2 protein-coding genes are annotated in these 24,828 nt (G+C 65.4%); both read right to left on the bottom strand.

All coding sequences use genetic code 11. From position 1 onward, the window contains the following. Positions 1-398: 398 nt before the first annotated feature. Entirely contained in the window at positions 399-11,816 is an 11,418-nt protein-coding gene (locus tag MUM_RS0103925) for a non-ribosomal peptide synthetase (protein ID WP_010167172.1), read from the bottom strand. Then, positions 11,813-24,733: a non-ribosomal peptide synthetase gene (locus tag MUM_RS0103920; protein WP_010167170.1), complete on the bottom strand. Its 12,921-nt coding sequence runs from the start codon at positions 24,731-24,733 to the stop codon at positions 11,813-11,815. The genes MUM_RS0103925 and MUM_RS0103920 overlap by 4 nt, the downstream gene beginning before the upstream one ends. Positions 24,734-24,828 lie beyond the last annotated feature (95 nt).

Raw genomic sequence — 24,828 nt, 5'->3', positions numbered from 1 at the left:
AGCCAGCTCCCACAGAAAAGCAGAGCTGCATCAGTTTCAGTTTCAGATTTGGCTTTCGCTTTCGCTCTTGCCTTTGCTCCTACCACTCAAGCCGGCCTGTAGGCCGCTGTGCTCTTGCTTTTGATTTTGATCTGGCTCTGACTGCCCCAATAAGCCCGAGGCCGAACGCAGGGATTGAGGAGCGGGTAAACCGGCAGGACGCCGGTTTAGCCGCGACGGGCCAGGGACGGGCCGTCGCGGCGGCCCGCGGAGCAATGCCGGAGTGAGGGAACGCCGAGCCTTGGCGAGGCGCCGACAGGCGGGGCAGAGCCCTTTGGTTACTTTGGGGCTTTTCCAAAGTGACCCGCTGTAAGAGCGGAACCCTAAGTGGCCGTTACCGCAGAAACGGATATGTACACTCACAAAACCCGCTCCCCAACAAAAACCCCATCCCGCCACCAAGCCGCCAAACTCAACACATTCGGCGCCTTGAGCAGCGAAAAATGATTCCCGGGGCCATACCAAACTTCCAACGACCCGGTGCACTGGCGCCACCCCTCAACCATCAACCCCTGCTCCCGCAGATTCCCCGCCGCATCCAGGGTCGGATCCTCCGCCAACACCAGCCGCACCGGCCCGTCATACCGCCGAACAGGCCGATAAACCGTGCGCAACGCCGAGGCATACGTCCGCGCCGGCCCATCCATTGCGTCCACCGAAGACCGCGCCGGCAACAGCCCAACTCCAACCATCCCCCCATGCAACAACCGCCGCTGCTCCACTTCATCGCGCCCGGCAAAATCCACCGCATCAATCCCCAGCGACTTACCCGACGCGATCTGCATCGACTCCACCAACCGCAGCAACGCCGCCGTCGTGGTATAGGGCCTGCCCACCACCCCATTCCCCCCGGGCGCCTCGCTGTCGATCAACGTCAACGACGCCACCTCACGCCCCTGGGCCTGCAACCGCGTAGCCATCTCAAACACCACCCAACCACCAAACGAATGCCCGACCAAATGCACCGGCCCCTGCGGGCACTCCTGCTCCAGCGCCTGCAAATAACAACGCGCCGCCGCCTCGACCTGGCTGTGAGGCACCGCCTCCCCGTCCAGCCCGCGCGGCTGCAAACCAAAGACCGGCCAGTCCCGGCCCAGCGCCTCGGTCAAGCCCACAAACCCGGTCACGCTGTCCCCCGCACCCGGCACGCAGAAGATCGGTGCCTGCCCGGGGCGCCCGCCCTGGATCCGCAACAACGGCTGGTGCACCACCACACCCGGTGCCTCACTCAACGCCAGGGCCTCGCCCAACGCCTGCCCCAGCGCCTGGATATGCGGCGCCTGCATCATGCTCTGGTGATCCCCCGGTACTTCAATGCGGCGCAATTGGCCCACGGCCAGCGCCTCATCCCATCCCAAATCCAGGCTGCGCCGCGACAGTTCCGTCGGCCGCTCGGCAGCGCTGAACAAGTGCACCGCGAGTGGCATCGGGAACAGGCTGTAATGCGCCAACGCATGCCCGTGCCCGACTTCCCGTTCGATAAAGCTCAATAGATCCGCGTCCGTTGCCGCCGCCATCTGCGCGTACAACAGATGCCGATCGCGGCAACGTTGCAGCAAGCCCGCAAAGTCCAGCCGTCCAATTTCCGCGTCCAGTTGCTCAAGGCTCGCCAGTTCATCCACACCTCCCTGTGCCTTCCAATACGCCGTGCACTGCAGCAGCAAATGCCGCTTGAGGGCATCCGGCCCGGCCCAGCGCGCTTTGCCCTGGTCGGTCATGCGCGGCACATAGCTGTCGATCAACCCGAGGAACGCCACCGGCTCGTCCAGCCCCTGCAGTTGCATCGCCACTTCATAGGCCAACACCCCGCCGAACGACCAACCCGCCAGGCGATAGGGCCCATGGGGTTGCACCGAACGAATGATCCCCACCAGCCGCGCCGCCAACCCTTCCATGGTCTGCAACTGCACCTCGCCAAGGGGCGCGCCGGGCAGGCCATAGATCGGGTAGTCACCCGGCAGATGCCGGCCCAGCGCCGGGAAGTACACGTCCATGCCGCTGAACTCATGCACCAGGAACAACGGTGGCTGGCTGCCGCCAGCGCGCACGGTGATCAGCGCGCTGTCCTGCGCCCACACCGTGCGCTGGCCGAGCATCGTGGCCACCGACGCCACGCTGGCATGCTGGAACAGCTCCGCCAGCGACACCGCCAGCCCCGCCTCTTCCATCAGGTTGACCAGCCGAATCGCCAGCAACGAATGCCCGCCCAGCTCAAAGAAACTGTCATGCCGACCGACCTGTTCCAGCCTCAACACCTCGGCCCAGAGTCGGGCCAGGGTCTGCTCCAGTTCATTCGCCGGGGCTTCGAACACGCGGCTGGCCAGCGCCTCCAGCGCCGGCACCGGCAGGGCCTTGCGGTCGACTTTACCGTTGGCCGTCAGCGGCATTTTTTCCAACGCGATATAGGCCGACGGCACCATGTAATCCGGCAGGTGCTGCAGCAGGTGGCTGCGCAGCACATCGATGGCCAGCGGCTCGCCGGTGTAATACGCCACCAGGCGCTTGTCCCCCGGTTCATCCTCCCGCGCCAGCACCACCACCTCCTTGATGCCCACGCAGGTCGCCAGGCGTGCTTCGATTTCGCCCAACTCGATGCGGAAGCCACGGATTTTCACCTGGTCGTCGTTACGCCCGATGCACTCCAGCAGCCCGTCCGCCGACCAGCGCCCCAGGTCACCGGTGCGGTACAGCAAACCCTCGCCAAACGGGTCATCGACAAACTTTTCGGCCGTCAGCTCAGGCCGGTTCAGGTACCCCTTGGCCACGCCGTGCCCACCGATGCAGATTTCCCCGGCCACACCCAGCGGTACCGGCTGCAAGTGCGCGTCCAGTACATGGACTTGCGTATTGGAAATCGGCCGGCCTATGGGCACGCTTTCGGCATCGGCGGCGAGGGCCTGCACTTCATACGTGGTGGCGTAGGTGGTGGTTTCCGTCGGCCCGTAGCAGTGCACCAGGCGCACCGCCGGCGCCTGGGCCAGCAAGCTGCGGAACGCCGCCGGGTCAGCCCGCTCGCCGCCACACAAGAGGATGCGCAGCCCGGCCAGGGCGTCGGGAATCAGCTGCACGTACTGGTTGAACAGCGCGGTGGTGACGAACAGGATCGTCGCCCCGCCCGCCTTCAGCGCGCGACCAAAAGCGCCTGGATCGAGCAGCGTGGCATGGTCGATCACCCGCACCTGGCCGCCGTTGAGCAAGGGCCCCCACACGTCCATGGTGCTCGCGTCGAACGCCGGGTTGGAGACGAACGCCACACGGTCATGGGCGTTGAAATCGGCGTAGCCGTTATTGATCACCAGACGCGTGATGCCCCGGTGCGGCACCAGCACGCCTTTGGGGGTGCCGGTGGAGCCGGAGGTGTACATGATGTACGCCACGCGCTCCGAGGACTGTGACAGGTCGGGGTTGTGGCTCGGTTGCGGGTCCAGCGCCAGGGTGTCGAGGTCGATACGCCGTGCCGGGTAATCAATGGACTCACGGCTGTGGGTCAACAGCCAGACCGCACCGCTGTCCTGCACCATAAACGCCTGGCGTTCGGCCGGGGCGTTGATGTCCAGCGGCACATAGGCGGCTGCGCACTTGAGGATCGCCAGTTGGCTGAGCAGCAGGTCAACCGAGCGCGGCAGCAGCAGGGCCACGTGGTCGCCGGGCTGCACGCCCTGGGTGCGCAGGTGATGGGCCAACTGATTGGCGCGGGTGTTCAGCGCGCCGTAACTCAAGGCGTGCTCGCCATGCACCACGGCGATGGCGTTCGGACGCGCCTGGGCCTGGGCTTCGAACAAGCGCTGAACGGTGTGCTCGTGAGGGCATTCACGTTGGGTGGCGTTGAATGCCACCCGCAGCTTTTCCTGCTCCGACGACGGCAGAATCGACAGTTGGCGGATCGCAACCCCGGCGTTCTGTTCCAGGGCCTGCACCAGCTGTTCCAGGGCGACATGCAGGTACTCACAGAGGCGTGGCGCGCCCTGCCCCATCGCATCAAAGGCAAACCCGTCGCCCAGGTCATCCACACTCAGCGACAGTGCAAAGTTGGTACGTTCCTCGGCCTTGAGCACTTGCATGCCCTGCCAGGCCTCGGCCTCACCGCCGGCGTGCGGTGCACTGTGGCGATAGTTGAACAGCACGCTGAACAGCGGCGTATTGGCCGGCAGCGCGCTGCAACGCTGGGCCAGGGTCAACGGTGCGTGCTCGTGACTGAGCAGTTGGGTCAGGCTCGCGTGGGTCGCAATCAGCGCTGATTGCACGCTGCGTTCACCCAGATCGACCCGCAGCGGCAGGGTGTTGATGAACACCCCCAGCGCGCGTTCGGCCCCTTCACCCCCTTGCAACCGGCCCAGCAACACGGTGCCGAACACCACCTGCTCGCGCCCGGAAACCTTGCCCAACACCTGAGCCCAGGCCAGGTGCATCAGGCTCGCAGCACTCACCCCCAGATGACGCACCACGCTACGCAGGCGCTGGCTCAACAGCGAGTCGACGCTCAGGCGTGCATGCTTCGGTTCATCCGCGGCGTTGAGTGGCAAGGTCGGTTCATCAATATCACCGAGCATTTCGCGAAAGAACGCTTCGTGCTCTTCCTCACGCATGCCCAGTCGCGTCTGCGCCACATAGTTGCGATACGGCACCGCCGCCCCCAACTGCTCGCACCGGCCCAGCAAGCAGGCTTGCATTTCGTGTTGCAGCACTTCCAGGGCGACGTGGTCCATCACCACATGATGGAACAGCAACAAAGCGACCACCCGTTGGTTGGCCGGGTCCTCGGCGTACACCAGGCGCATCAACGGTGCCTGGGCCAGGTCCAGCCGATGCTGAGCGAAGCGCTCCTGCAAATGCCCCAGCACATCGCCCGCCACTTCAATCGCCTCGACCTGCAACGACGCCTGGCGCCACACCACTTGCACCGGTTCTTCCAGCCCGTCCCAGTGCATCGACGAACGCAAGATGTCCTGGCGCTGGATCACCGCCTGCAACGCCTGGGCAAACGCTTCAAGACGCTCGACGCTGGCAAAGGCGAACTGCGCCTGCAACAGGTACGCATCACCCTGCTGCACCGCGCGGTGGTGGTACAGGATCCCGGCCTGCAACGGCGCGAGAGGGTAGATGTCCTGTACGTTGGCCGCGCCGCCGGGAATGCTCGCCACCAGGCGGTCGATGGCCGGTTGTTCCAGGCTCACCAGCGTCAGCATCTGCGGGGTGATCCGCGTGCAATCCGCCGCAATGCCATTGGCTGGCACCGCCACTTCACGGCCACCGCCCACCGCAGCGGCCAACGCCGCCAGCGTAGGCTGACCAAACAACACCTTCACATCCGCCGACAGCCCGGCCCGGCGCATGCGGCCAATCAGGCTGGCGGCCAGCAGCGAGTGGCCGCCGAGTTCGAAGAAGTTATCGTGACGGCCCACCCGCTCCACCTTGAGCAAGTCCGCCCACAGGCCGGCCAGGGTAATTTCGGTCTCGCCCACCGGCGCCACGTACTCCCGGGCGATCACCGACTCCAGGCCCGGCGCCGGCAGGGCCTTGCGGTCGAGCTTGCCATTGGGGCTCAGCGGCAAGGCATCCAGGTGCATGAAGGTCGCCGGCACCATGTAGTCCGGCAGGTGTTCCAGCAGGTGGCTGCGCAGGGCGTCGATGTCGGCCTGCACGCCGGTGTAGTACGCCACCAGGCGTGAATCCCGGGCCACCACCGCGGCTTCGTGGAGTTGCGGGTATTGCAGCAGTCGCGCCTGGATCTCGCCCAGTTCGATGCGCAAGCCACGGATTTTTACCTGGTCATCATTGCGGCCCAGGTACTCGATGGTGCCGTCCGGCAAATAGCGCCCGACGTCGCCGGTGCGGTACATCCGGCCGGTACTGAACGGGTCCTTGAGGAAGCGTTCGGCGGTGAGTTCGGGACGGTGCAGGTAACCCCGCGCCACTTGCACACCGCCGATAAACAACTCGCCCACCACGCCCAATGGCACCGGCTGCATCTGCCCGTCCAGCAGGTACATGCGGGTGTTGGCAATCGGTTTGCCGATAGGGGTGTTGTCCGGTGTAACGGGCCCGGTGCAGTCCCACGCCGTCACGTCCACTGCCGCTTCAGTCGGGCCGTAGAGGTTGTACAAACCGATGCCGGGCAACTGCTGTTTGAAGCGGCGCACCAGGCTGCCGGGCAAGGCTTCGCCGCTGCACATCACCCGCACCAGCCCGGCACTCTGGCTGACATCACCGTGGGCCAGGAACACGTCGAGCATCGACGGCACAAAGTGCAGCGTGGTGATCTGCTCCGCCTCGATCACCTCACACAGGTAAGCCGGGTCTTTATGCCCGCCAGGGCGCGCCATCACCAACCGGGCGCCGGTGAACAGCGGCCAGAAGAATTCCCATACCGACACGTCAAAACTGAACGGGGTTTTCTGCAACACCGCGTCCTGCGCGGTGAGCCCGTACTCGTCCTGCATCCACAGCAAACGGTTGGCCACCCCGCCATGCTCGTTGATCACGCCCTTGGGCAGGCCAGTGGAGCCGGAGGTGTAGATCACGTAAGCCTGATGCTGCGCGGTCAATCCGTCGACCTGCGGGTTGGTCAGCGGCTGGTGCTGCCAGGTGGTCCGGTCCAGGTCCACCACGGGCACCGTTACCTCACCCAGCAGCGAACGGGTGTCGCCCTGCACCAGCACGGCGGCCGGGGCGCTGTCCTTGAGCATGTAGGCGATACGTTCCAGCGGGTACGCCGGGTCCAGCGGCACATAACCGCCGCCCGCCTTGAGAATCGCAAACAACCCGATGACCATCTCCAGGCCGCGTTCGACGCAGATTGCCACCCGCGAATCCGGCTGTACGCCCAGCTCGCGCAGGTGATGGGCCAACTGATTGGCGCGCTGATTCAGCTCGCGATAGCTCAGGCAGCGGGTGCCCGCCTTCACCGCCAGCGCATCGGGCGTGCGCTCCACCTGGGCTTCGAACATACCGTGCAGGGTCTGGTCGAGGTTGTAATTCACGGCGGTGTCGTTGAAGTCGAACAACAGGTGCTCGCGCTCCTGATCCTCCAGCAAATCCGCGTGCTCCAGCACCGCCTGATCGTTATCGACCATCGCCTGCAGCACACGGGTGAAGTAGCCGACATAACGCTGCATCGTCGACTCATCAAACAACGCGATCGCGTACTCCAGCGTGCCGCGGATTTCGCCCCGGGACTCGCCGAGGTTCAGGGACAGGTCGAACTTGGCAAAGTGGCTGTCCTCCACGATCCCTTCAAGGCTCAAATCGCCGAGGGCCAGCACCGGTGCGTCGCTGTCCTGCCAGGTCAACATCGTCTGGAACAACGGGCTATGGGCCAGGCTGCGCAGCGGCCGGGTAATTTCCACCACCTGTTCAAACGGCAAGTCCTGATGGGCCTGGGCGTCCAGGGTCAGCGCCTTGACCCGCGCCAGCAGCGCCTCGGCACTCAGCTCGCCCGAGGTATCAATACGCACGGCCAGGGTGTTGACGAACAGCCCGATCAAACCTTCCACCTCGGCCCGCTGGCGGTTGGCGACCGGCGACCCGATCACCACTTCCTGCTGCCCGGCGAGCCGCGCCAGCAACGAGGCCCACGCGGTCATCATCACCCTGTACAGCGTGGTGCCATGGCGCTGGCTCAGGGCCTTGAGCCCGGCGGTCAGGCGTTCATCCAGGCGCACCTCGACAGTGCTGCCGGCGTAATCCTGCTGGGCCGGACGCGGACGGTCGGTGGGCAACATCAACAAGGCCGGCGCACCGGCCAGGGTCTGTTGCCAGTAGCTGCTTTGGCGGTGCAGGACTTCGCCGCTGAGCCACAGGCGCTGCCATACGGCGAAGTCGCTGTACTGGATCGGCAACGGCGGCAACGGGTCGGCTTCACCGCGACTGAAGGCCTGATACAACGCCATCAGCTCGCGCGTCAGTACGCCCATGGACCAGCCATCGGACACGATATGGTGGATTGTCAGCAGCAACACGTGATGATCGTCCGCCATGATCACCAGGCGCCCACGCAGCAGCGGGCCGCGTTGCAGGTCGAACGGTGCCGAGGCTTCGCCCTGGATCAACGCGTCCAGCACTTGTTGTGCTTCGGGGTGACGACGCAGGTCCTGCACTTGCAGGGGCATCACCTCTTCAGGCGGCACGATCAGCACCTGGGCGTCATCGTCCTGCTGGGCAAAACGGCTGCGCAAGGTCTCATGCCGCGCGACGATCCGTGCCAAAGCCCGTTGCAGCGCGTCGACATGCAACTGCCCGCGCAGGCGCAGGCCGATGGGGATGTTGTAGGCGGTGTTGGCCCCTTCCATCAGCGCCAGAAACCACAGGCGTTGCTGGGCAAACGACAACGGCAGGACCGTGTCGCGAGGTGCCGGCAGGATATCCGGCAAAGTGCTGCGCCCGGACTGGGCCAAGACCTGCGCGACCGCTGCCAGCTCGGGATTGGCGAACAACTCGCCCAACGCCAGGTCGACTCCCAGTTGCTGACGCACCTGGGACACCATGCGCATGGCCAGCAACGAATGGCCGCCCAGTTCGAAGAAATGATCCTGGCGCCCGACGCGCTGCACCTGCAGCACCTCGGCCCAGATCTGCGCGAGGACGGTTTCGATGTCGCCGTGGGGCGCCTCGTATTCGCGGGTGAAGACGGCAGCCAAGTCCGGTTTTGGCAAGGCCTTGCGGTCCAGCTTGCCGTTGGCGGTCAGGGGCAATGCGTCGAGTTTTACGTAGGCCACCGGGACCATGTAATCCGGCAAATGCGCCACCAGATGGGCACGAATCTCGCCCACCTCAAGGGCCTCGAACTGCGGATTTTCGGTGAAGTAAGCCACCAGCCGTGGCTGGCCGGGTTGGTCTTCACGGGCCAGTACCACCACTTCCTGGAGACCGGGCAACTGGTTGAGGCGGGTTTCGATCTCCCCCAGTTCGATGCGCACACCACGGATTTTCACCTGGTCGTCGTTGCGGCCCAGGTACTCGATATTGCCGTCCGGCAACCAGCGCGCAAGGTCGCCGGTGCGGTACAGGCGGCCCGGGCTGAACGGGTCATCCAGAAAGCGTTCGGCAGTCATTTCAGGGCGGTTGAGGTAACCCCGCGCCACGCCCTTGCCGCCCACATACAGCTCACCGGCCACCCCCAGCGGCACCGGGCGCTGCTGTTCGTCCAGCAGGTAAACCGTGGCATTGGCGACGGGTTTGCCGATGTGCAACGGCTGCCCGGGCTCGATCCGGCCGGAGGTGGCAACCACCGTGGCTTCAGTGGGGCCGTAGTTGTTGATCACCTCGAAACGCTGGGCCCGGGTGAACTGGCGCAGGCGGTCGCCACCAATCAGCAAGGTGCGCAGGGTCGGGTGTTCGATGTTCTGGCTGAACGCGTATTCGGCCACCGGGGTGGGCAGGAAGCACACGTCCAGCGGTTGCGCGCGCCACCAGTCCAGCAGCGCGTCGATGTCTTCGGCGCCGTCGTGGGCCGGCGGCAGGTGCAAGGTCGCGCCCACACACAAGGCCGGCCAGACTTCCCAGGCCATCGCGTCAAAACCGAACCCGGCGACGCTGGCGGTATGCCGGCCTGCACACAGGTCAAACGCGCTGCAATGCCAGTTCACCAGGTTGGCCACGGTGTGGTGCTCCACCATCACGCCCTTGGGCAGGCCGGTGGAGCCGGAGGTGTAGATCACGTAGGCCAGGCTGGACGGCGTGACCGCGACGTGCGGATTGCTGGCCGAATGGTGATGCCAGGTGAAGCGGTCCAGGTTGATCACCGGCACGTCGAGCGCGGGCAGGCGCTCCAGCAGTGCCTGCTGGGTCAGCACCGCGACCGGTACGCTGTCGTTAAGCAGGTAGCTCAGGCGCTCGGCCGGATGCGATGGATCCACCGGCACGTAGCAGGCGCCGGACTTGAGGATCGCCAGCAACCCGGCCAGGGTGTCCAGACCGCGCCGGGCCACGATGGCCACGCGGTCGTCGGGTTTCACCCCCAGTGCCAGCAGGTGATGGGCCAGCAGGTTGGCTTGTTGATTCAGTTCGGCGTAGGTCAGCTGGCGGCCTTCATACACCGCAGCCACCGCGTCCGGGGTCCGCAGGGTTTGCGCTTCGATGCGCCCGTGCAGGGTGGTGCCCTGAGGGAAGTCGACGGCTGTAGCGTTGAGCTGCTCCAGCAAGTGCCGCCGCTCGGTCTCGGGCAACACCGACAGGCGGTTCAGAGGGGTGGCGGGCGCCTGTTCCAGCGCCTGCACCAGGTTTTCCAAAGCGGTTTGCAGATAACCGCACACCCGCTGCGGATCAACCTGGGTGCTCGCCAGCAAGCGCAGGATAAAACCGTCCCCCACATCATCCACACTCAGGGTCAACGGGTAGTTGGTGCGCTCCTCGGAACTCAAAATCTCGATGCCTTGCCACGCTGACACCGCTTCAGTGCTGGTGCCCGCGCCGCTGTGGCGGTAGTTGAGCAACGCACTGAACAGCGGCGTCGGCGCGGCCACGCCACTGCAACGCTGGGCCAGGGCCAGGGCGGCATGCTCATGACGCAGCAAAGTGGTCAGCCGGGCGTGGGTGGCCTTGACCCCGGCGCGCACATCCTCGGGGCCGACATCCACCCGAAACGGCAAGGTATTGATAAAAATCCCCAGGGCCCGGTCCGTGGCATGACCGCCCTGCATACGGCCCATCAGCACCGTGCCGAACACCACCTGCGCCTTGCCTGCCAAGGCGCTTAACACCTGTGCCCAGCCCACATGGAACAGGCTGGCGGCGCTGACCCCCAACTGGCGCGCCTGGGCCCGCAGTTGCTGGTTGAGCGCCGACGGCAACGGCCAATCGACTTCGGCAATATCCTGGCCGTCGCCCTGCACATCCTGCAAGCCAAATGGCAGGGTCGGCTCGGTGATGTCGCCGAGCATCTCGCGAAAGAACGCTTCATGCTGCTGTTCAGTGACCCCCAGGCGCGCCTGGGCCACGTAGTTGCGAAACGGCACCGCGTGGCCCAACTGATCCGCGCGGCCCTGCAAGTACGCCTGCATTTCGTGGCGCACCACGTCCAGGGCGCTGTGGTCCAGGGCCATGTGGTGGAACAACAGCAAGGCGACCATGCGCTGGCGGGCTGCGTCCCACGCACCGACCAGCCGCACCAGCGGTGCACGGGTGACGTCCAGGCGGTAATGCCGGCCATCAAACAGTGCATGCAACTGGGCCGCGATATCACCGTCGGCAGGGTTCAGCTCTATCACCTGCACGGGCAATCGGGCCGTACGCCACACCACTTGCGAGGGTTCCTCCAGACCTTCCCAGATCACGGCGGTGCGCAGGATATCGTGGCGGTCCATCACGCCCTGCAACGCCTGGGCAAACCCCTTGAAACGCTCAAGGCTGTCGAAGGCGAACTGCGACTGCATGATGTACGGGTCGCCGTGCCCGGCACTCACATGGTGATAAAGAATGCCTTCCTGCAGCGGCGCCAGCGGGTAGATGTCTTGCACGTTGGCGACGCCACCGTCGACGGTCTCGATGATCCGGTCGATCGAGGCCTGGCTCAGGCTCGACAGCGTCAGCATCGCGGGGGTAATTCGCTGGGCGCCCACGGGAATGCCATTGGCCGGCACCTCCACTTCACCGGCCTTGGTGGCCGAGTATTCGCCGGCCTGGATAAGCTCGATCAGCGCGGGCTTGTGTTCACGCAGCGAGGCCACCAGGGCCGGGTCGCTCAGGGCCTGTTTGTTGCCCTGCACCGACAGCTGGTCGCCCTTGAGCGCCAGTTGCACGTCCTTGGCCTTGAGTGTCGCCAACAGTTCGATGATGCTCACAGGACGATCTCCATTCGTTCGGTAATTGCGGCGTAGCCGGCCAGGGTTGGCTGTTCAAACAGGCCCCGCACATCGGCTTCCATGCCTTCCTGACGCAAGCGTCCAATCAAACTGACGGCCAGCAACGAGTGCCCGCCCAGTTCAAAAAAGTTGTCAAAGCGCCCTACCCGTTCCACCTTCAGCAGCTCGGCCCACAGCCGCGCCAGCAAGATTTCGGTGTCGCCCACCGGCGCCTCGTACTCACGCACGATCAGCGACTCCACACCCGGCGCCGGCAGGGCCTTGCGGTCGAGCTTGCCGTTGGGGCTCAGGGGCAAGGCCTCCAGATGCACAAACACCGCCGGCACCATGTAATCCGGCAAGCGCGCCAGCAGGTGCGCCCGCAGGTGTTCGATATCGGCCTGCACGCCGGTGTAATACGCCACCAGCCGTTCGTCCCGGGCCAATACCGCCGCTTCATTGACCTGCGGGTATTCGGTCAGGCGCGCCTGGATTTCCCCCAGTTCGATGCGCAGGCCACGGATTTTCACCTGGTCGTCGTTGCGGCCCAGGTACTCGATATTGCCGTCCGGCAGGTAGCGCCCGATGTCACCGGTGCGGTACAGGCGGCCGGCGCTGAACGGGTCCTTGAGGAAGCGTTCAGCCGTGAGTTCCGGGCGGTGCAGGTAGCCGCGAGCGACCTGGACGCCACCGATGAACAGCTCGCCCACCACCCCCAATGGCACCGGCTGCAAGCGGGCGTCCAGCAGGTACATGCGGGTGTTGGCAATCGGCTTGCCGATGGGGGTGTTGTCCGGCACCACGGGCCTGGCGCAGTTCCATGCCGTCACGTCCACCGCCGCCTCCGTCGGGCCATAGAGGTTGTACAAACCGATCCCTGGCAGCTGCTGCTTGAAGCGACGCACCAGGCTGCCCGGCAAGGCTTCACCGCTGCACATCACCCGCAGCAGCCCCGCGCCCTGGCTGACATCGCCATGGGCCAGGAACACATCGAGCATCGACGGCACGAAGTGCAAGGTGGTGATCTGCTCCGCCTCGATGACTTCGCACAGGTACGCCGGATCCTTGTGCCCGCCGGGACGCGCCATCACCAACCGCGCGCCAGTGAACAAGGGCCAGAAGAACTCCCACACCGACACGTCGAAACTGAACGGGGTTTTCTGCAAGACCGCGTCGCGGGCGGTCAGGCCGTAGGCGTCCTGCATCCACAGCAGGCGGTTGACCACCCCCGCGTGCTCGTTGATCACGCCCTTGGGCTGGCCGGTGGAGCCGGAGGTGTAGATCACGTAGGCCTGATGCTGCGCGGTCAACCCTGGAACCTGAGGGTTGGAAGCAGGCTGGTGCTGCCAGGTGTTCCGGCCCAGGTCCACCACGGGCACCGTCACCTCACCCAGCAACGAGCGGGTGTCACCCTGCACCAGCACCGCCGCCGGGGCGCTGTCTTGCAGCATGTAGGCGATTCGCTCCAGCGGGTACGCCGGGTCCAGCGGCACATAACCGCCGCCCGCCTTGAGAATGGCGAACAGGCCGACGACCATTTCCAGGCCACGCTCGACGCAAATCGCCACCCGCGAATCGGGCTGCACTCCTTGATCACGCAGATGATGGGCCAACTGATTGGCCCGCTCGTTCAGCTCGCGATAGCTCAGGTGTTGGTCACCCGCCTTCACCGCCAGTGCATCGGGCGTGCGTTCAACCTGGGCTTCAAACAGGCCGTGAAGGGTTTGATCGAGGTTGTAGGCAACCTCGGTCGCATTGAACCCGGACAGCAGTTGCTCGCGCTCCTGCGGGCCCAGGATCGACAGCTGATCCAGCGGCCGTTGCGGGGCGTGCTCCAGCGCTTCGACCAAGCCGTGCAACGCCGCCTGCATGTAACCGCAGATCCGCTGCGCGCCGATCTGCGCGGGAGTCATCGCGGTCAACCGGAAACCGTCGCCCTGATCATCCACGTTCAGGGTCAGCGGGTAGTTGGTGCGCTCCTCGCTGGCCAGGGTTTCGATGCCCTGCCAGGCCGGCGATACCGGGGCTTGCTGGCTGTCGCTATGGCGATAGTTGAGCATGGCGCTGAACAACGGTAATGGCGCCGCCACACCGCTGCAACGCTGGGCCAGTGCCAGGGACGCATGCTCGTGCCCCAGCAACGTGGTCAGTCGGCCATGGGTGGCCTTTACCGCCGCACGCGCACCGATGCCGCCGACGTCCACCCGCAATGGCAAGGTATTGATGAACATCCCCAGCGCCCGGTCGCTGCCTTTGCCGCCCTGCATCCGGCCCAGCAGCACCGTGCCAAACACCACGCTGGCCTGGCTCGACGTGCAGGCCAGGACCTGCGCCCAGGCCAGGTGGAACAGGCTGGCCGTGCTGACGCCGAGCAACCGCGCCTGAGCCCGCAGGCGCCGGGTCAAGTCTGGCGATAACCCTTCACGGGCTTCCTCGATGGCACTGCCATCGCCCTGCACATCCTGAAGGCCGAAAGGCAGCGTCGGCTCATGGAGGTCACCCAGCATCTCGCGGAAGAACGCTTCGTGCTCCTGCTCACTCACACCCAGGCGCGCCTGGGCCACGTAATTGCGGTACGGCGTGGCCACATCCGTGATGCCGGGCAGGCCCAGCAGGCTGGTTTGCATCTCGTGGCGCACGCCGTCCAGCGCCGTGTGGTCGAGGGCGATATGGTGGAACAGCAAGATAGCCACCACCCGCTGTTGCAGCGGGTCTTCGGCGTACACCAGGCGAACCAGCGGCGCCTCGGACATCGGCACACGGTAGTGGCGAGGATCAAACTGGCGATGCAACTGCGCGAGCACATCACCGGTGCCCACCCGTACCGCCTGCACCGACAGCCGGGCCTCACGCCACACCACTTGCAGCGGCTGTTGCAAACCTTCCCAGACCACGCCGGTACGCAAGATATCGTGGCGGTTGATCACCGACTGCAACGCCCGGGCAAACGCCTGCAAACGCTCGACACTGTCAAACGCCAGGTGCGATTGCAGCAGGTACGGATCGCCCTGCTGAGCACTGATGTGGTGATAGAAAATCCCTTCCTGCAACGGTGCCAGCGGATAGATGTCCTGCACGTTGGCCGCGCCACCCGGCACGCTGGCGACGATCTGGTCGATGGTCGGCTGATCAAGCGCCACCAACGACAGCATCGACGGCGTGATGCGTTGGCAATCGGCCGGGATCGAATTCACCGGCACCACCACTTCCCGACCACTGCCCACGGCTGCTGCCAGGGCAGCCAGTGTCGGCTGGCTGAACAGTACCCGTACATCGGCGCTCAGCCCGACCTGGCGCATGCGCTCGATCAAACTCACTGCCAGCAACGAATGGCCGCCCAGTTCAAAGAAATGGTCATGGCGCCCGACCTGCTCCACCTGCAACACCTCGGCCCAGATCCGCGCCAAAGTGGTTTCGACTTCGCCGCTCGGTGCCTCGTAGTCACGGCTGAGCATGGCGGCCTGATCCGGCGCCGGTAGCGCCTTGCGGTCGAGCTTGCCGTTGGCGGTCAGCGGCCAGCTGTCGAGTTTTACGTAGGCCACCGGCACCATCGCCTCGGGCAACTGGTCATGCAGCTCGGCGCGCAGGGTTTCGATGTCCAGCGGAGCATGTTCGGTGAACCAGGCCACCAACCGGCCATCGCGCACCAGTACCACGGCGTCCTTGACGCCATCGACGGCGGCCAGGCGGGTTTCGATTTCCCCCAGTTCGATACGCACACCACGGACTTTTACCTGGTCATCGTTGCGGCCCAGGTACTCGATGTTGCCGTCCGGCAGCCAGCGCGCCAGGTCACCGGTGCGGTACATACGGCCCGGGTTGAACGGGTCGTCGAGGAAGCGCTCGGCGGTCATCTCCGGGCGGTTCAAGTACCCGCGGGCCACGCCGCTGCCGCCCACATACAGCTCGCCGGCCACGCCCACCGGCACCGGGCGCCGTTGCTCATCGAGCAGGTACACCGTGGCATTGGCCATCGGCTTGCCGATATGCAGCGCCTGGCCGGCGTGCACGCGGCCAGAGGTGGCGACCACCGTGGCTTCGGTGGGGCCGTAGTTGTTGATCACCGCAAAACGTCGCTCGACACTGAATTGGCGCAAGCGATCACCGCCGATCAACAGGGTGCGCAGGCTTGGGTGCTCCAGGTTCTGACTGAAGGCGTACTCGGCCACCGGCGTGGGCAGGAAGCTCACGTCCAGCGGCTGTGCCAGCCACCAGGCCAGCAGTTCGTCGATGTTTTCATTGCCCACCTTGGCGGGTGGCAGGTGCAGGGTCGCGCCGATGCACAACGCCGGCCAGACTTCCCAGGCCATCGCGTCAAAACCGAACCCGGCCACGCTGCTGGTGTGGCTATGAGCATGCAGGTCAAAGGCTTCGCAGTGCCAATGCACCAGGTTTTCCACGGTGCGATGCTCCACCATCACCCCTTTGGGCTGGCCGGTGGAGCCGGAGGTGTAGATCACGTAGGCGAGATTCGCCGGGGTCAGGCCGGCGACGTGGGGACGGGTCGCGTTGGCGTAAGTGCCGTGCAGGTCGACGATGGCGACATCACCGAGCACGCCACGGGTGCTCTCCTCGGCCAGTACCGCGACCGGGGCACTGTCTTGCAGCAGGTAAGCGATGCGCTCGGCCGGGTAAGCCGGGTCCACCGGTACGTAGGCGGCGCCCGCCTTGAGGATCGCCAGCAGGCCCACCAGCATCTGCGGGCCACGTCGGCAGCAGATCGCCACGCGATCGTCGGGCTGCACACCCAGTCCCAGCAGATGGTGGGCCAGTTGATTGGCGCGTTGGTCGAGGGCCTGATAGGTCAGTGGCTGGCCATCCTGGATCAGCGCAATCGCGTGCGGCCGGCGTTCGGCCTGGGCTTCGAAGGCGCCGTGCAGGGTCTGCCCTTGCGGGTAGTTGCGCACGCTGGCGTTGAAGGTGCGCAGCAGCATTTCGCGTTCGGCGGCCGGCAGGACCGGCAGCTGATTCAGCGGCGTTTCCGGGGTTTGCTCAAGGGCGGCCACCAGTTGCTCCAATGCGCTGTGCATGTAGTCGCACAAGCGCTGCGCACCGATGGACTCCAGGGCCAGCACCGTCAGGCCGAAGCCCGCGCCCAGGTCGTCTACGCTCAAGGTCAGCGGGTAGTTGCTGCGCTCTTCGCCGCCGAGCAACTGCACGCCTTCCCAGATACCCTGGCCGTCGCGGGCCATTTCACCCGGGGTGCTGTGGCGGTAGTTGAGCAAGGCGCTGAACAACGGCATCGAGGCGGGCACACCGCTGCAACGCTGGGCCAGCGCCAGGGACGCATGTTCATGGCCGAGCAGTGCGCTGAGCCGGGTGTGGGTCGCCTTGACCCCGGCGCGTACGGCACTGGCGCCCACTTCCACCCGCAACGGCAAGGTGTTGATGAACATGCCCAACGCCCGGTCGGCGCCCTCGCCCGCTTGCATGCGACCCATCAAGACGGTGCCAAACACCACGTCCTGACGGCCCGACACCCGCCCGAGCACCTGGGCCCACGCCAGGTGCATCACGCTCGCAGCGCTGACCCCCAGTTGCCGGGCCTGCTCGCGAACCCGCAGCGCCAATGCCGCGTCCACCGGCCGTTCGGCCTCTTCAATGTCCCGGCCATCGCCCTGCACATCCTGCACGCCAAAGGGCAGCGTGGGCGCGTCGATGTCGGCGAGCATTTCCCGGAAGAATTGTTCGTGCTCCTGAGCGCTGATACCCAGACGGGCCTGAGCCACGTAGGTACGAAACGGTGCCGCAACCGGCAATGCATCGGCCTGATTGAACAGGAACGCACGCATTTCCTGGCCGACCACTTCCATGGCGGTGTGGTCCAGCGCCAGGTGATGGAACAGCAGGATGGCTGCAACGCGTTGGTTGGCCGGGTCCTGTGCATAGACCATGCGCAGCAGCGGCGCCTGGGTGAGGTCCAGGCGATAGTGGCGGGCATCGAAGCGCGCATGCAGTTGTTCGATCACGTCGCCGTCGGCCGGGTCCAGCGCAACGTTCTGCACCACCAGCTCGGCATGGCGCCAGACCACTTGCACCGGGCTGTCCAGGCCTTCCCACACCACGGCGGTGCGCAGGATATCGTGACGCGCCACGACCTTTTGCAGCGCGCCCATAAAGGCCTGCAAACGCTCGACGCTGTCAAATGCCATGCGCGATTGCAGCAAATAAGGGTCGCCCTGTTCGGCGCTGATGTGGTGGTAAAGAATGCCTTCCTGCAACGGTGCGAGCGGGTAGATGTCCTGCACATTGGCCGCGCCGCCGGGCACCGTGGCCACAATGCGCTCGATGGCCGGCTGGTCGAGCGTGACCAGGGTCAGCATCGACGGCGTGATGCGTTGGCAGTCCGGCGCAATCCCATTGGCCGGCACCACAATTTCCCGTCCACTGCCCACCGCCGCGGCCAGGGCCGCCAGGCTTGGCTGGTTGAACAACACCCGTACATCCGCGCTCAGGCCGGCCTGGCGCATACGCTCGATCAGGCTCACCGCCAGCAAGGAATGGCCGCCGAGTTCAAAGAAGTGATCAAAGCGCCCGACGCGCTCAACCTTCAGTACGTCCTGCCAGATCTGCGCCAGCAGGGTTTCCACCTCGCCCTCGGGTGCTTCAAAACCACGGCTGAGCAGCGACGCCTGATCCGGCGCCGGCAAACCCTTGCGGTCCAGCTTGCCATTCGCCGTCAGCGGCAACAGCTCCAGCCAGACATAGGCCGACGGCACCATGTAATCCGGCAGTCGGCTTTGCAGGTGTGCGCGCAATGCATCAATGCCCAACGGCGCCTGGGCGGTGTAGTAAGCCACCAGGCGTTTGTCGCCAGGCTCGTCTTCACGGGCCAGCACCACGGTGTCTTTCACGCCGGGAAAGCCCGCCAGGCAGCTTTCGATTTCACCGGGTTCGATCCGGAAACCACGGATTTTCAGTTGATGGTCATTGCGGCCCTGGTACAGCAAGGTGCCGTCCGCCTGCCAACTGGCCAGGTCGCCGGTGCGGTACAGCAGGCCATCGCCGAAAGGGTCGACGATAAATTTCTCGGCGGTCAGTTGCGGCTGGTTCAGGTACCCCTTGGCCACGCCCGCCCCGCCGATGTACAGCTCGCCGACCACGCCCAGCGGCACCGGCTGCTGCCGCGCGTCCAGCACGTAGGCGCGGCTGTTGCCAATGGGACGCCCAATGGGAATGCCGCCCTTGCCCAGCGCCTTGATCTCGTACGTGGTGGAAAACGTCGTGGCTTCGGTGGGGCCGTAACCATTCAACAGGTGCTGCGGCGCGCCATGCTCAAGCACCCGGCCGATTACCTGCGGGTCGAGCACATCGCCGCCGACGATCAGGTAGCGCAGCTGGCGGAACATCGGCATCAAGCCGTCGGCGTACTGATGGAACAGCCCGGCGGTCATCCACAACACGCTGACGGATTGCTCCTGCAGCAACGCGGCGAACGCGGCCTGGGACAGCAGCGTGGCGTGCTCGACCACCACCACGCAGCCACCATTGAGCAGCGGCGCCCACACATCGAGGGTGCTTGCGTCGAACGCCGGGTTTGAGGCGAAGGCCACCCGGTCACGGTGATTGAAGTCGGCGTAGCCGTTGTTGATCACCAACCGGGTCACGGCGCGATGCGGTACCTGCACGCCCTTGGGCGCGCCGGTGGAGCCGGAGGTGTACATGATGTACGCCACACTTTCGGCAGACTGGGCCAGGTTCGGGTTGTGCGTCGGCTGCGTGTCGAGGTTCAGCGCGGCGAGGTCATTCAGCACGTACCTGGCATGGCTGTCCTGCACCATGAAAGCCTGGCGCTCGTCCGGCGCGTTGACGTCCAGCGGCACGTAGACCGCCGCACACTTGAGGGCCGCCAACTGGCTGACCAGCAAATCCATTGAGCGCGGCAACGCAATGACCACGCTGTCGCCGGGTTTTACGTCCTGATCGATCAGGTAGTGGGCCAGGCGATTGGCCCGCAGGTTGAGTTCGCGGTAGGTCAGTGACACGTGGCCGTGCACCACTGCCAGCGCGTCCGGACTGGTCTGGGCCTGGGCTTCGAAGATCCCGTGCACGGTGTGCGCAGCCGGGTAGGCACGGGCGGTGGAGTTGAAGTCCACCAGCACTTGATGGCGCTCGGCGGCGGGCAGGATCGACACGTGATGCAGCGGCGTGGTCGGCGCCTGTTGCAGCGCCGTCACCAGGTTGCGCAAGGCGCTGAGCATGTAGTCGCCGACGCGTTGCACATCCACCTCGGCCACGCCTTGTACGGTCAGGGCGAAGCCTGTGCCCAGGTCATCCACGTTGAGCACCAGCGGGTAGTTGCTGCGCTCCTCGGAGCTGAGGATTTCGATCCCGGCGTCGGCGAACGGGCTGGCGCCCGGCACTTCACCCGGCGCGCTGTGGCGGTAATTGAGCAAGGTGCTGAACAGCGGCAACGCACCGGACACGCCACTGCAACGCTGGGCCAGGGACAGGGACGCATGTTCGTGCCCCAGCAACTGCGCCAGCCGCGTATGGGTGGCGCGTACGCCGGCCTGCACACCCACCGGGCCGACGCTGACCCGCAGCGGCAGGGTGTTGATGAACATCCCCAGCGCCCGGTCGGCGCCCTCGCCGCCTTGCATGCGGCCCAGCAGCACGGTGCCGAAGACCACATCGTCCTGGCCCGACACCTGGCCGAGCACGTGCGCCCACGCCAGGTGCACCAGGCTCGCGGCGCTCACACCCAACTGCCGCGCTTGCTCGCGCAGGCCCAGGCTGAGGGCCGGATCCAGTGGCACGTGCGCTTCCCGCACACCGCTGCCGTCACGGTTCACGTCCTGCAAGCCGAAGGCCAGGGTCGGCTCGTCGATATCGCCGAGCATCTCGCTGAAAAACGCCTCATGCTGCGCGGCGCTCACACCGAGGCGTGCCTGGGCCACGTAGTTGCGGTACTGCACGGCGTCCGACAGCTGCTCGGTGTGGCCGGCAAGGCTCGCGCTCATTTCTTCCACCAGCACGTGCAGCGCGGTGTGGTCCAGCAGGATGTGGTGCAGCAGCAGGATGCCGACATGGCGGCCCTGATCCTCGGCGTAGGCAAAGCGCATCAGCGAGGCGCGGGACAGGTCAAGGCGGTAGTGGCGTGGGTCGAAGCGCTGTTGCAGTTGCGCGAGCACGTCGCTGGAAGGGTCGACCTCAATCTGCTCCACCACCAGCAGCGCCTGGCGCAACACCACCTGCACCGGCTCGTCCAGGCCTTCCCAGACAATGCCGGTACGCAGGATGTCGTTGCGTTCGATCACGCTTTGCAGCGCACGGATAAACGCCTCGACCGGCTCCTGACCGTTGAAGCTGAACTGCACCTGCAATACGTAGGGATCGCCCTCGGTGGTCGCCAGGTGGTGATACAGAATGCCGGCCTGCAACGGGGCCAGACCGTAGATGTCCTGCACATTGCCGATACCGCCCGGGACACTGGCGACGATATGGTCGATGGCTTGTTGGTCCAGGTCCACCAGCGGCAGCATGTCCGGGGTGATGCGTTGGGTCGCCTCACTGATCAGGTTGGCCGGCACCTGCACTTCATGTTGCCCGCCTACCGCAGCGGCCAGCGCAGCCAACGTTGGCTGGCCGAACAGCACCCGCACATCGGCGCTCAGTTCCAGCTGGCGCATGCGTTCGATCAATTTGACCGCCAGCAGCGAATGGCCGCCCAGCTCGAAAAAGTTGTCCTGGCGCCCGACCCGGTCGACCTTCAGCAGGTCTTGCCACAGGTGGGCAATCGCGGTTTCCACGCTGCCTTGTGGCGCTTCGTAACCACGACGGGCCAGGGCTTCGGCGTCGGGCGCCGGCAAGGCCTTGCGGTCGAGCTTGCCGTTGGTGGTGAGCGGGAACGTGTCGAGCAGCACGAAGGCGCTGGGCACCATGTACTCGGCCAGGGACTGCAGCAAGTGATCCCGCAGTTCGGCGGCAGTGGGCGTGCGGCCCTGTTGGGCAATCACGTACGCCACCAGGCGCTGGTCGCCCGGCTCGTCTTCGCGGGCGATCACCACGGCTTCGCGCACGCCGTCACAGGTGGCCAGGCGCGCTTCGATCTCCCCCAGTTCGATACGGAAACCACGGATCTTCACCTGGTCATCGTTGCGCCCCAGGTACTCGACACTGCCGTCGGCCAGCAGGCGGCCGAGGTCACCGGTCTTGTACAGGCGCTGGCCGGTCGCCGGGTCCGCCAGAAAGCGCTCGGCGGTCAGCTCGTCGCGGTTGAGATACCCCCGCGCCACGCCGGCACCGCCGACGTACAACTCCCCCACCACGCCCATCGGCACCGGCTCGCGGCGGGCGTCCAGCACATACAACTGCAAGTCGGGAATGCGCACGCCAATCGGGCTCACGCCCACCAACTGTGCGTCCGCCGCCTCCAACGCACGGTAGGTCACGTGCACGGTGGTTTCAGTGATGCCGTACATGTTGACCAGGCGCGTACCGGCGTTGGTCACCCGGGCGTACCACGGCTTGAGAATGCCCGGTTCCAGGGCTTCACCGCCGAAAATCACCTGGCGCAACGAATGCAACTGCTGGCTGCGGCCCTGTGCCGCGATCAACTGGCGGAACGCGCTTGGCGTCTGGTTGAGGATGCTCACACCGGCTTCGCACAGCAGCGCATAGCACTCGTCCGGCGAGCGGCTGACCAGTTGCGGCACCACCAGCAACTGCCCGCCGTGCATCAGCGCTCCCCAGATTTCCCACACGGAGAAGTCGAAGGCAAACGAGTGAAACAGCGCCCAGGTGTCATTCGCGTTGAAGGTGAACCAGTGCTCGGTGGCGCTGAACAGCCGCGCGACGTTGCGGTGTTCGATCATCACGCCCTTGGGCAGGCCGGTGGAGCCGGAGGTGTAGATCACGTAGGCCAGGCTCGACGGGCTGAGCGCGACGTTGGGGTTAACGATGGGCTCGTGCTGCAGGCTGTTGAGATCAATCGGTGTGACGTCACCCACCAGGTGGTGGGTATTGTCCTGCACCAGCACCGCCAACGGCGCGCTGTCTTGCAGGGTGTAGTGGATGCGGTCCAGCGGGTAGGCCGGATCGATCGGCACGTAGCCCGCGCCAGCCTTGAGAATACCCAACAGGCCGATGATCATTTCCAGGCCACGCTCGACACAGATCGCTACCCGGTCGTCGGGGCGGATGCCGTGCTTGAGCAGGCAGTGCGCGACCTGGTTGGCGCGCTCGTTCAGCTCGCGGTAACTCAGGCGTTCGTGCTCGAAGCGCAGCGCGACGGCTTCGGGATGGCTGGCAGCATGGGCTTCGACTTGCTGGTGGATCAGGGCTGAATCGGCGTAGTCCCCGGTATCGGCGTTGAGGCCGTGCAGCAGGTGTTGGCGTTCGGCGGCGGGCAGGATACTCAGGCTGTGCAGTGGTGCGTCTGGCGTCTGTTCCAGAGCCAGCACCAGGTTTTCCAGGGCGGTATGCAGGTAATCGGCAACACGCGCGGCGCCGATGGAAGCGTCCACCATCACGGTGAAGGCAAAGCCCTCGCCCAGGTCATCGACGTTGACCGTCAGCGGGTAGTTGGTGCGCTCTTCGGCGCCCAGCACCTGGATGCCTTCGGCGATGTCGATCACGGCCTGAGTGTCCGAGGCATCGCTGTGACGGTAGTTGAGGATCGCACTGAACAACGGCGTGGGGGCGGCCACACCGCTGCAACGTTGGGCCAGGGCCAGCGATGCGTGTTCGTGGTTGAGCAATTCGGTCAAGCGCTTGTGGGTGGTTTGCACCCCGTCGCGCACGCTTTGCGCACCCACATCGACCCGTAGCGGCAGGGTGTTGATGAACATGCCCAGGGCCTGATCGGAGCCCTCGCCTGCGCCCATGCGCCCGAGCATCACACTGCCAAACACTACGGCTTCGCGGCCGGAGACCTTGCCCAATACCTGGGCCAACGCCAGGTGCATCACACTGGCCGGGCTGACGCCCAACGGTCTTGCCTGGGCCCGCAGGCGACGGCTCAGATCGCTGTCGACGGCGATGCGGGTTTCATCAATGCCATGGCCATCGCCCTGCACATCCTGCAGACCGAACGGCAAGGTGGGCGCGTCGATGTCGGCGAGCATCTCGCGAAAGAATGCCTCGTGGGCCTGCTCACTGACACCGTGGCGGACCTGGGCGATGTAGTTGCGAAACGGCACCGGTGCGCCGGCCTGTTCGGTCTGGCCGGCGAGGTGCAGCTGGATCTCGCGGCGCACCACGTCGAGGGCGGTGTGGTCGAGGATGGTGTGGTGAAACAGCAGCATCGCGACCACCCGCTGGTTACGCGGGTCTTCGGCAAACACCAGGCGCAGCAGCGGCGCCTGGCCGAGGTCCATGCGGTAATTACGGGCGTCGTAGCGGGCTTGCAGTTGGGTCAGTGCATCGCCGTCGAGGAGGGCTTCTTCGCAGACCAGCGAGGCTTTGCGCCAGACCACCTGGAGGGGTTCGTCGAGGCGTTCCCAGGCCATCGAGGTGCGCAGGATATCGTGGCGGTCGATAACCCATTGCAGGGCCTCGGCGAAGGCTTCAAGGCGGGCGCGGCTGTCGAACACGAACTGCGCGTGGAGCACATAGGGGTCGCCCTGGTGGGCGGACAAGTGGTGGTAGAGCATGCCTTCCTGGAGCGGGGCCAGGGGGTAAATGTCTTGCACATTCGCCGCACCGCCGGGGATGCCGGCGACGATGCGGTCGATGGCCGGCTGGTCAAGGTTGACCAGGGGCAGCATGGCAGGGGTGATGCGATAGGCCGGGCTGAGCCAGTCGCCGCCGTGTTGGGCGACGAGGTCGAGCAGTTGGGGTTTGTGGGCGATCAGTTGGTCCCATAGGGCGTCATCCAGCGCGTCGTCGTCACCCAGGATGATCAGGTCGCCGTCTTCCATTTGCAGGCGGATCGGGTGGGTGGAAAGAGCTGCCAATAATTTGCTGAACTGCATGGGGGTAACCTGCTTTTTTGAGTCGGATACGGTTGAGGAGAAAGTCCGTTTTCAGCTGTCGCGTAAGTGCCTGGGAGGCCCGGTTTAAAGCGCGG

This window comes from Pseudomonas sp. PAMC 25886, assembly GCF_000242655.1.
Classification (GTDB): Bacteria; Pseudomonadota; Gammaproteobacteria; order Pseudomonadales; family Pseudomonadaceae; genus Aquipseudomonas.
Note: the sequence above shows the minus strand (reverse complement) of the source record. Positions and strands in the feature narration are given on the sequence as shown.